11 protein-coding genes are annotated in these 11565 nt (G+C 41.4%); 3 read left to right on the top strand and 8 right to left on the bottom strand.

Translation table 11 applies throughout. The features are described 5' to 3' along the window. On the top strand, nucleotides 1-256 hold a 256-nt coding region (locus B2X72_RS10150; protein ID WP_349681395.1), incomplete at its 5' end, for a DinB family protein. Nucleotides 257-333: 77 nt separating this feature from the next. Here the strand turns inward: B2X72_RS10150 and B2X72_RS10145 are convergent. From B2X72_RS10145 to B2X72_RS10135, 3 genes are read right to left on the bottom strand one after another with little or no spacing between them, the layout of a single operon-like run. Next, a complete protein-coding gene (locus B2X72_RS10145) occupies nucleotides 334-561 on the bottom strand; it encodes a hypothetical protein (protein WP_286849477.1) in 228 nt (75 codons plus the stop codon). Nucleotides 562-564: 3 nt separating this feature from the next. Beyond that, a complete protein-coding gene (locus B2X72_RS10140; RefSeq protein WP_286849476.1) occupies nucleotides 565-3114 on the bottom strand; it encodes an SEL1-like repeat protein in 2550 nt (849 codons plus the stop codon). A 25-nt stretch (nucleotides 3115-3139) separates the two neighbouring features. After that, nucleotides 3140-5617, bottom strand: a complete 2478-nt coding sequence (locus B2X72_RS10135; protein WP_286849474.1) for an SEL1-like repeat protein — start codon at nucleotides 5615-5617, stop codon at nucleotides 3140-3142. A gap of 174 nt (nucleotides 5618-5791) precedes the next feature. Between B2X72_RS10135 and B2X72_RS10130 the strand changes: the two genes are divergently transcribed. Both B2X72_RS10130 and B2X72_RS10125 read left to right on the top strand, forming a co-directional pair. After that, entirely contained in the window at nucleotides 5792-6349 is a 558-nt protein-coding gene (locus B2X72_RS10130; protein WP_286849473.1) for a hypothetical protein, read from the top strand. 60 nt (nucleotides 6350-6409) lie between these two features. Further along, nucleotides 6410-6970: a hypothetical protein gene (locus B2X72_RS10125; RefSeq protein ID WP_286849472.1), complete on the top strand. Its 561-nt coding sequence runs from the start codon at nucleotides 6410-6412 to the stop codon at nucleotides 6968-6970. 121 nt (nucleotides 6971-7091) lie between these two features. Here B2X72_RS10125 and B2X72_RS10120 read toward each other — a convergent pair whose 3' ends face one another. The 5 genes from B2X72_RS10120 to B2X72_RS10100 all read right to left on the bottom strand — a co-directional run. Next, a complete protein-coding gene (locus B2X72_RS10120) occupies nucleotides 7092-7796 on the bottom strand; it encodes an NUDIX hydrolase (RefSeq protein ID WP_075991913.1) in 705 nt (234 codons plus the stop codon). A gap of 3 nt (nucleotides 7797-7799) precedes the next feature. Next, a complete protein-coding gene (locus B2X72_RS10115; RefSeq protein WP_286849471.1) occupies nucleotides 7800-8711 on the bottom strand; it encodes a hypothetical protein in 912 nt (303 codons plus the stop codon). A gap of 186 nt (nucleotides 8712-8897) precedes the next feature. Continuing rightward, nucleotides 8898-9680 carry an NAD(+) synthase gene (gene nadE, locus B2X72_RS10110; protein ID WP_075991911.1) on the bottom strand — a complete coding sequence of 261 codons (783 nt, stop codon included), beginning with the start codon at nucleotides 9678-9680 and terminating at the stop codon, nucleotides 8898-8900. Further along, nucleotides 9670-11160 carry a nicotinate phosphoribosyltransferase gene (locus B2X72_RS10105; protein ID WP_198386073.1) on the bottom strand — a complete coding sequence of 497 codons (1491 nt, stop codon included), beginning with the start codon at nucleotides 11158-11160 and terminating at the stop codon, nucleotides 9670-9672. Before B2X72_RS10105 ends, nadE begins: the two co-directional genes overlap by 11 nt. 10 nt (nucleotides 11161-11170) lie before the next feature. After that, nucleotides 11171-11565, bottom strand: a 395-nt coding sequence (locus B2X72_RS10100) for a hypothetical protein (RefSeq protein WP_414711794.1), incomplete at its 5' end; no start/stop codon positions are given.

Raw genomic sequence — 11565 nt, 5'->3', positions numbered from 1 at the left:
CAAATTATATGAAGAAAAATTGTGGGCCGAACTTCCCGACGCCAAAATAATTCCCATAGAAAGTTCGGTAAAATTGCTAGAAGGTCTACATGAACGTTGGGTCATACTGCTGAGAAGCCTTTCAGCCGAACAACTTGAAAGGGGTTTTATTCACCCCGTTACCAAAAGACTAATTTCTTTAAAGGTCAATATAGGCCTGTATGCATGGCATTGTAACCACCACCTCATGCATATTGTCAACGCCAAAAACCATTGATGGAATTACATAGCATAATGATCTTTTGACCGGCAGTCAAAAGATCATTGTGCTAAATTCACTTTATTGTTTTCACTTTACGACAATGACATCGCCCACAAAAAAGCCAGCAATCCTGCAATCAGAAGTCCAATAAGACCCGACAGAAAAAACGACAGAAAATAATACCCCGCGGTTCGTATTTTTTTCTTTACAATATGAACAATACCTACCGTTAACGTATAAATCGTTCCAAATCCAAAAAAAACAATCATGATCAAGTCGATCAGAATGCCACTAAAATCTATATTTGCTGATGATAACATGATTTACTTTTTCTTTTTAAATAGTTTACTAAAAAAGGAAGAACTTGCATTTGAATCATCGGACTGATTATCCCATTGCAATAAATCCTGTTCGATATCCAGTTCATTGGTTTTTGCAAAACCTAACCAATGGCCAAATTTTTCCTGATTTCTAAATGTAGGATCATTCTTGTAATAATCCAATAAGCGCGCTGTGGCACTTTCGTAAACGCCATAGTCATTGGCACGCTCAAAATAGTGGATCGCTTTTTTACTGTCCTTTTTAAATTTCAGTCCCTGATCATAGAGCAATCCATAATAAATATTGGAATAACTATTTTCCTTATCTCTTTTCAAGTAAACCAATAGACGATCGTAATCTTCCAAACTGTAATAGATAGAGGCTATATTGCTGTTGTTTTCAACTAATTTTAATTCCGCTTTCCGATAATAAGTGAGGGCTTTTTCCAGATCTTCTTCAACATAGGTCCCACTTGAATAAAAGTAACCTAAATTGGACAAAGCATAGCCATTCCCCAATTCGGCTCCTTTCATGTAAGCATCAAATGACTTTTTCAAGTCTTTGTTATAGCCGATTCCATACTGAAAGAGGTAGCCAATTGCATTCCAGGCAGGGGCATATTCTTTTTGGGCGGCCTGTTCATAATATTGAATTCCCCTGTCCAAATCTAAAAAACGATTGTCTTCGCTATCGGTATCCGTAAAGATATTCCCAAGTTCATGCATGCTGCTTTCATTTCTCTGGTCGGCAGAAAAGGTAAAATAGCGCATCGCCTTTTCAACATCGCCCTGCCGGTAGCAGTCTAAGGCCATATGATACAAGGTATAACTATCATAGCTGGATTCAAAATTATCGCCCTTTGCAGTCTTCCATCGATCAAAAAAACGGCTACATACATCAAAATCTTCTCCTGACAATTGATCCAGCTTCTTCAGAAATTGACCATATCGTTCTTCCTGAATTACTTCCACACCATCGGAGCCTTTCTTATACAAGCGGTCACCTTGCAATAACATCAGATCCTGATAGTGATCAACGCTTGCACAGACATAATCATAGGCGGAGCTGAGCGCCCTTTGCACTGCGTCAAAATAGTAATATCTTCCCGCATGGTCTTTCAGAATAAAATAATCCATCACAGCAGCATATACAATTTTCACATAGTGGGTTGAGAGCGGGATCAGCCAGGCCTTTTCAGCAGCCTGATAGATCCCACTACCGGCAGCAGTTTCGATGATATAGCAATCCCAGGCACCATTACCGAAATCAGTCCCCCCTTGAACGGATTGCATTACCAAGTCTTGCAGTACATAGGCCCGGGCTTCCAGATCAAACAAACGAATGCTACCGGAATCGGCAAAGAATAATGCACCTCGACCGTTTCCAGCATTGAGTATATCAACATCTTTGACCAAGATAGTTCCATCGGGAGACAAAACAGATTTTTTCTTTTTGTTATTCAAATTGACCGCATAAAAATCAAACAGCAGTTCGCTCAGGGCACCATTGGCAAAAGCACCAAGTAAAATACCTCTGTTGGAATAATAATGACGCAGTTTATTTTCGGGAATATCCTGATAGATAAATCCATCATAATCTATGTAAAACGGTCTGTCTGTACCAACAACATTAAAGAACTGACCTTGGGCGTCGATAATGTAGTATTGCTGATCTTTCTTTCCCTGGTAATAACCGTAAGCAAAATCTTCGAGTTCATCATATTCAAGTGGTATGATTATTTCTCCGTTCCCGACGTTGATCAATCCGTATTTTTTAGCTAAGCTCACCTTACCAACGGTTGATCCAACTCCATATTGGGCTGGCGCTGCCGATGAATAAATACAGGGAATAGTTTCTTCGCCGCCCCTATTCAAATAACCGAACAGGTCATTTTTCTTTATGACAGCGATCCCTTCATAGTCAAAATCACCAATTTCCTGATAGCTTGCTTCGACCTTCACCTCCCCTTTTGCATTGCGTATCCCCCAAAGCTCCTGGTCTTCAAAAAATTGATTATCCAGACTATCAATCGCTTCGCTATTCCACCAGCCCAAGCCATACTTGCCCCATTCCAGCTCGAGCATCGCTAAAAAAGAAGTATAACCAGCGGGAAGCAAAATAGATTCGAGCTCAGCTATGGACTGTTTTTCGATTGCTTTTTCATAGGGCAAATTCTTCTCATAGACTTCAAATGCAAAATCTTTTGCCTGTTGACTATGTTTAACATCGCTCATGTTAAATACATCACTCGCGTTCAGCTGGAAGTAATCAAAGGGCAAACCGTCCAAAAAATCGAACAGTTTCCCGATAGCTGCCATGGCCAACGCATCTGAATTTAACCTATATTCACGAATGAGCAAATCATAAAAAGCGCGAAGCTTACGGATTCCTGGCTCCTTTTCGGAATAAACTAAGGTACCTTTTGCCTTCGGATTAGCAGCAAATAAGGGTAAAAAAAGCGGCGGAATCACATAGTTCCATTCCCCTAAATAATGCGGAAAGTAATCTTGATCCTTCTTATCTGTATTGTAAATATATATGCGATGAGCCATTTTCTATGCGATAATAATTCTCTTACTATTGATCAATTTCAACAGTATTTTCTTTAGCAAAATTTAACCAAAACTCGTATTTATCCGCGTTTGCTGCAGCTCCATGCGCAGCATACAGCTGCAGCAAACGATTGACAGCATAGGCGTACACGTTTTCTTCATTGGCTTGTTCATAGTAACGGATGGCTTTTGGCAAACTTTGTTTAACACCCAGTCCTTCCTCATACAAAATCCCATAATAAATAGCAGCAAATTGATTTGTGGTATCCCTTTTTAAATAACGTAATAAGTTCGCGTAATCTTGTTTTTGATAATAGATTTCTGCCATTTGCGCATCGTTGGGGATACCCGCTTTTTCAGCTTGTTTAAAGTAATCTAAGGCTAAGGCATAGTCCTGTTCCACATAGGCTCCTTCGTAATACCAATTCCCTAAGTTGCTCATGGCTTGCGCCTCTCCAAGCGCAACAGCTTGCTGATACCCTTTTAAGGCCTTCGAAATATCCAATTCAACACCATGCGCTGTCGCATATAGAAAGGCCCAGTTATTCCATGCCTGAGCATGGTTCTGCGCCATTGCCTGTTCATAGAAGAACTTTCCCTTTGCGATATCCATTCCATCGTAGCCTGCATCTGTATATATATTTCCAAGGAAATATTGGCAGTCTGCACTGCCCCGATCGGCCGCGATTTTGAGCAGCCGAATGGCTTCGGAGACCTTCCCTTCAGCATCGAGCTTCTTCCCCCTTTCAAGCAGTGTGTCATTATCGAAATACTGTTCATATCCATCACCCTTGCGTTTCGTCCAGGCTTGATAAAACTGCACAAAATAGCTTTGATCACGCCCCTGTAGCTGATAACGTTCTGTATATAAATGCCCGAATGCTGTTTCGGGTATCTCTATCACATTCCGGTTTAGGTCGAGATGAAAGATCTTCTCTCCCTTAAAAAGCAACAGGAGTTCGCCTGAGATTGCCTCAGGTGCTGGATAATGAAAAGGCGAACAAATATAATCGTAATGCTCACTGCAAAAGTTAAGCTTCGTATCGAAATAGCGCATTCCCGCAGCACAGTGTATGCGCATAAAATCCAAAAAGCAATGTTCGATTTTCTGATGGGCAATAACAGGTTCAAGTAACCATTCTCCTCGAAGAGCATCATAAATCCCCTGTCCTTGAGCACAGCCTACGACAAAAATATCTTTACGGTATTGCTGTATGCTATCTACAGCTACTTTATCTATCAGGCTGTCCATCAGTCGAAATACCCCATGTTCAAGCGAGTAAATCTGCCATCTTTTATTTTTGAGATAGGCAATACTTTGATAGTCATCCAACACGATAATCCGATCAATTCCTTCATCCAAGATATTACCATCGGATTGAATGACGGCAATTTTTGGCTGTAGCTTATTGGGTTTAATCCAAAAATATCGATTGGCTAGCGGCTCCAGACTACCTTCCAGAAAAGTCCCTAAATACTGACCGTCCATTCGGTAATATTTCCTTTTTATCGTTCCTTTTTGCCGGTTATAGAACAGCTTGTTATAGTCATACATAAACGGCTCGGGTGCAGGATCTGAAATAATCAATCGTCCTTCAGCCGAAAGGAGAATGTGGCTATCCCCTTGTCTTGCGTTTATAAATCCATAGGCGATCCAGTCGAGTTCATCATAGATTGCAGGTATGCTCAGCTGTTTGGCATCCATATGCAGTACCCCACGTTTTCCTGCCACTTCCACTTCAGCGTAATTGTTCCCATTGATATGCCGGGCATCGAAAGCGTCGCTATACTGACAGGACAGCAGCTCAGCGCCGCTAGCATTGATATAACCATATTGTCCATTTGATTGAACTACCGCAATCCCCTGATCGTTGAATTCAAATATCTCATCATAAATCGCGTCAAGCAAAATATCACCTTTAGCATTTTTTAATCCTTGTTTTCCTTCCGCTTCGAAAACCTCTGCTCCTTTCTCCTGCACAAGCTCTTCTGCCCATAAGCCCAAGCCATAATCAATCCAATCGGTTTGAAGAGCATCTAAAAATGAAGTATAACCAGACTCTTTCACAAGAGGGTCCAGCGGATCTAAGGACTGTTCTTCGACCGCTTGTTCATACAAAGCGGCCTTCATTCTTATTTCCGCCACCCAATCTTTGGCCTGCTCCGCGTCATTTTCTTCATTCATGGTAAAAACATCCCGTCCATCGATCTGAAAAGTATCGAAAGGCAAAGCCTCCAAAAATTCAAACATCCTATTGACAGGCTCAAAATATATTTTTTTATAATGCAATTGATACCTATCAGCCAACAACGCATAAAAATAGCGAAGCCTTGCGATCCCATCTTCCTTGTTTGCATAAAGCTGGCTGCCTTTGGACCGGATATTGGCGGAAAATAAAGGTAGCATCAGGATAGGAATTTCATAATTCCATTCGGCCAGATAAGAAGGATATGTTTCTTTGGTATTGAGATTTACATTATAGATATAAATACGATGTGCCATGCGCTAATTTTTCTGTTTGTCGTTGTATCGCAGTAATCCATTCCATACGACAAGAATCATGCGAATGCTGTAAAAATACCGTATTTATCATTTTTTTTATTTAGCGGAAAACAGGGATTTTTTTCTCAGTCTATTTTAGGCAACTTTGGTTTGGATTTTGTAACAGAAAGAACAATGAATCATTTCAAATACAGTTATTATATCGGCGCATTGATACTTCTTTCATTGCAAATTGCCTGTCAGGAAAAATCAAAGCCACAGGAAGCACACCTAGCACCCGCAAAAACGACCGAAAGGCCAGTCAAAGATACTGTCTTAAAAGACACCGCATTGCCAAAACACGCCAAACTGGATAGCATTGACCATGCCAATTCGCAAAGTGTACTGGAATCTGATGAAGTCACCACAGCTTATGTAAACCTAACTTCTCAAGACAGCATCATACGCCTACATTCCAATATACGTTTAGACCATCGCTTCTTTGGCTATGAGCAGGCAGATATAGGCTCAAAAAAACTACTTTTATTTTCCATCTTTACCAACGATGTGGAACACAATCCATTTCAACTCAGACTGGGTGCATATTACGATACCGCTGGCTTAGACAGTAAAGGCTCGAAACTAAAATATGTGGACACAAAGGGTGATTTTGTGCAAGCTAAATTCATCGATTCAACCGATATACCGGTGTGCACGATCTATTTTGAAAAGAAATGGGTCGAGATCGAATAATAAAAACCGTTTCTCAATTTATATGTTTATGGGCAACAACAATAATTACTAAAAACAACCATGAAGTTCACTATAAAAACTATTTTTCTACCCTGTATAGCATTGTTTTTCAGCTGCCAGCAAAAGAATGAAGCTAAAAAAACAACTATTGCAGTTAGTACCCCTGCCAGTATAGACACTTTACAGAAAAAGGAGGCGATGAAATCCACATCCAATGATGACCTGGCTTTTTTTAATCAGCTCTATCCGATTGATATTCTTCAGCCGGAGAGCAAAAATAGTTTCAAGAAATATGGTATCGAATTTTCAGGAATATGTTATGCCTGTGATCTTGCAGAAATCAAAATAAATAAAAAACAGCTGCTTTTGGTCAATGTCTGTGATTCCAATGAAATCTATCAGATTAAAGAATTTACTTATAATGCTAGTGATAGCAGTCTCACGATTAAGACCAAAAATCATGAGTTTTCCTTCAAGAAAATAGAGAAAGAGCCTATTTTCGAATTACAAATCAAGGGGGATTCGCTGTTGCTAAAGAATAAACGTATCGCAAAATACTACACCCAGAAATCTTTGATCGATCAATTTGAAGTACATGATTGTGGTGATTTTCAGGGTTAGCACCGGCTTGATTTCGTTGGTATTCACGAATAGCAACAGATCAGGAGAATAAAACAATCCCGATTATTAATAAATGACCTTATACGAATTATTTCATTTCTGCCTGCTCCCCCTGTTCTACTTATACTTCAAAATAAAACCCCGATTCAGTAAGTTCTTTATATTTTACCCTATCAAAACTATAAATCTTCGCAGCCCTGGCACGCCGATCTTTCTGCTTATCGCTGTGGTCGATCAATAAACCCATGCTGAGGATTTTTTTTCGAAAATTCCCACGGTCAATTGACCGTTGCAAAACAGTTTCATACAAATTGTGCAAATCGGGCAAGGTAAACTGTTCGGGCAGCAGCTCAAAACCGATCGGCTGATAACGTATTTTCCCTTTGAGCCTTTCGATGGCGGTATTCAGGATCTGTTTATGGTCAAAAGCGAGGTCTTTATTTTCAGCAATGCCAAACCATTTTACAGCTTCAATATCCGCACCCGCTTCCAAAATATACGTTTCAGGCTTGACAAGCGCATAATAAGCAATGCTGATCACTCTTCCGCGCGGATCACGCGCTAAGTCTGAAAATGTATAAAGCTGTTCAAGGAAAATATCCTTGAGACCGGCCTCCTCCTGCAGTTTACGAAGCGCACAGTCGTCGGCGGTTTCTTCTTCCTGAATAAAACCACCTGGAAAAGCCCATTTTCCCAAGAAAGGTTCTATTGCACGTTTGGTCAATAATACCTTAAGCTGGTTTTTATCAAAGCCGAAGATCACACAGTCAACCGTTACTGCAGGCCTCGGATATTCATATACATATTTTTTTGCTGAGCTTGCCATGTACTACAAATTTACTTCGGTTGACAATTTGATCTGTATCCCATATTTTTCTTTTAAAGCATCAAACTGCAGGAAGGTTTGCTCTTCAAATCCGGCAATCGGCGACATGCAGTCTATCAATAAGGTAATACGGGAGGTGATGGACCGATCATGTTCAAAATACTCCAAAATCTGCACCGCCGAAGCCAATACGCAATGGCTTGATGCCTCTCCCGCGATATAAATGGCATCGTGTGCCCGTATTGCTTCAAGTACAGCATGGTTTACGAATTTATGACCATCATATTCGGCTTTAATAATACCATACATTTCCGTATTCGGATCCTGTCCTTTGTAAACCAAGACTGGTTTTACCTGACGCACAGCACTATGAAAATAGAGCATATTCGTAAATTGACTCTCAAGCTGTGCGCCAGAGGTCCCCTCCAAACAGTGATATGGCCAGATACACAATTGTTTTTTTCCCTCAGCTTCCAAATGCTGAAGATAATCCAGCGCTAAGGCTGTATGGCCATTCACAGCACGCCAGATACCATCGCGGACATCAGCATAGCGAATGATGGTAAATGGCTCCGGATGATTTCCTTCCGTATCCAGCCACCAATCGGCATGGAAAATCTGCATCATCGAATGACAATCAAGACTGCACATCACTTGTGTCAGCGAGCCCAAATTACGGTACATCCATTGTGTTAGACGCTGAACATCTGCTTTGGAACCATTGACCGCAAGACTCCCAATAGATTCCATAAAATCGTTCTGAACATCTATTGCCAAAAGCAGCGTCCGTTTCACGTCCGAAGCTGCAGGCCTGACCTGCTCCTTTTCTGCCAATGCCAGCATTGCCGGTATATTATCCCTTTTGCCGCTGGCAATATGCTGCACATCGACAATCTGATCAAATGGTGTTATCATGCTATTCATTTTCTTTCATCAATATTTATTTCAACGCCGCATTTATTACGCAAAACGATGAGGCCATTAAACTTTTCCTCCAATTAAAAATCATCTTCATTAAAGCATAGTTTTTGTCTCTTGTTAGCTGCTATGAAGTGCTTGCGTCGATTGCCATAACTAGCCGATTGCCTTAACTAGTTAAAATTAACCCTTGAACGTAGGCACTGCTGCAAACTTGTGCGCAGATTGTTGTATACGTTTACGAATAAGTTCATCTATAACCGGGTTGCCCGATGTACCTTTCAAAATAAACCCATCGATTTGCGCATAAGTCATTCCCAATTCATCTTCATCTGTCTGTCCTTCCCAAAGGCCGGCAGACGGACTTTTATACTGAATAGATTCGGGTACGCCCAGGTATTTTGCCAAGGTATATACTTCCTGTTTGGTAACCATTGCCAACGGATTCAGATCGTAGGCGCCGTCGCCCCATTTCGTAAAATAACCTACCGTAGCTTCGGCCATATTCCCCGTACCAATAACAAATCTGCTGCCCAGTTGCGCAAACTGATACAAATATGTCATGCGAACACGTGGGCGAATATTTGCAAGGCTCAAGGCGCGGTTAGCGGCTGTGGCTTCCGCGACAAATTGTTCTTGATGAATTGCCAACGCATCCACAGCAGACTGAATGTCAAACACATGAAACGGAAAATCAAACTTCTGAATAAGCTCCATCGCATGCTGATGGCTTTTACTATTATTCATATCGCTGCCGTAGGGCATCATGACCAAGTGAACATCTACTTGTGCCAGACGGCATAAGCAGGCCACAACACTGCAGTCGATACCACCGCTCATTCCTAATACAAGTCCCTGACGGCCTGCAGATTTCACTTGCTGAGCAATCCAGGATGCCATCAATTGTGCATACTGTGCAACGTTTTCATCCTGGATGAAAAACGGTTTGTTTACGCTATTTTCCATATACTCGAATTGTTTCAGTTTTCAATCTATTCCTTATTTCTTCAAAACGCGTTGTGTGCGTAAATTCACCATCCAAATAACAGGTTTGGAGTAGGTTTCTACTTTCCAGTTCAGCTATAGTTTTTGGATTCAGGTTATCTATTAAACGAAATTCATCATTTTCGAATACCACAGCCACCATACCCTTTTGTGACTTCTTAAAGTTTCCGGTATCTGTAGCCGGACGTTTCTGAATTGCTTTAAATTCTCCATTGACAATTTCGGCAGTTCCTTTTAACGCAAAACCAAAAGTATCGCGTGTAACATATTGATAGGTATAAGAGCCTATTCCCAATATGGTATTGGTGGAAGCAAAGCCCTTATCGAGCAAACCTTGACATATTTTATCGGCTCTATCCACTGTAATGGAATCACCATAAACCACTCCGATATGTGGATCCAGCTCCTTAAATCCCTTGCTGTTGGTCGTACCGCCAAAAAGTTCAAATAAACGTTCGACGATACCTTTCCGAACGGTACTGCGATCAGATGCCACATCACCACAGATAATTTTTACAGGATCGCCACTATCGGGGCGAATAACAACTTTTCCTTCCCTAGCCATAATAAGATCTTTCAGTTTCGGCAATACGTTGTCAACTACATTCCAGAGGTCATATGTATCCGATACAATGGAAATATTTCCACTTGGGTATACCTTGGTGATCAGATGCCGAAATGCCTCGACTTCATCCTCACCGTAGGAACACATCACACTGTGCTCCGTAGACGGGGTATACATCATCACATCACTTTTTGCATGATAGTAGGATTTCAGATACTCCCTAACGGAAAGCGTAGCTGAGACACCGAAGCTCAACAGATGCCCCCCAGCTGTACGATAAGCCGTTTCAGGAGAGCCCATACCACGCATGGAAAAATCACCGGCTTGGGTAAAGACTTTATTGACGTCGCCCGTTTTCTCGGCAAAACCCGTCAATAATCTTTTATAGCGATCTGCAATTGTCGCTGCTGTCATCGGTGACCAGATATAGGCCGATAATTGTGTTTCCAGATAACCCGGAAGCCAGAAAAAATTGGGATGTGTATTTTCAATGGTAAACATTGGCACGCCAATAGGCACCAGGCTGCCTTCAGGCAAAGCATTTACTTTGATTGGAAGGTACCCCAGTCGATGTAGATCGCGAATATGTTTCGATTCATGCATCGATGCGAACTTCGTGTTTGTATTTTCAAAAACAGCTGCTATTGCCTCTTCGTAAGCCGCCACGACCTCCTCTTCCGGTTGAGCAAAAAAGTTTGCATCAAATGAATTCGTGATTTCGGCCAAGGCCCCCTGCAATCCAAAAAATACAACATGACTAATGCCTTCTATGCGGGACATGCGCGGCGTCCAAGTCTCATAAACCCATTGCGTATGTGCAGGGTATTGATCCTTATGGCACAATTTATAACCATCTGTCCAAAGTATTGGATTCATGCTCATTGATTTAAACATAGCTTTCAGTCGTTAAGTTGATATAATTTATTTTGGGGTGCTTGGTATCCATCATAGAATTGGTGGTAAAGACATTGGTTATCGGTGAATCATCATCCAGCAGGTTCCCTTTAAAAATTCGGGGTTCGCAATGCGTGACCAAAAGATAGACTGCACTGGCTCCCATTTCTTTCAATATTTTCCCTGCCCAAAGAAATGTTCCCTCTGCCGAACACACGTCATCGACAATAATACATTTTGCGCCGAGCGGAATATCTCCGGCCTTAAGTTCCATCCCTTCGATCCTGCCTGTTTGTGGATTCCGCTTTTTCTCAAAAATACAGCTATTTTCATAGCCGCTGTTGATGTAACGTGCGGCAGCTCCTTTATCCGGAAAAACAATCCGAT

Origin of the sequence: Sphingobacterium sp. UBA7253 (assembly GCF_002472745.1) — a bacterium.
Taxonomy (GTDB): Bacteria; Bacteroidota; Bacteroidia; order Sphingobacteriales; family Sphingobacteriaceae; genus Sphingobacterium; species Sphingobacterium siyangense.
The sequence above is the reverse complement of the archived record's forward strand: the minus strand, read 5'-3'. Positions and strand labels throughout refer to the sequence as shown.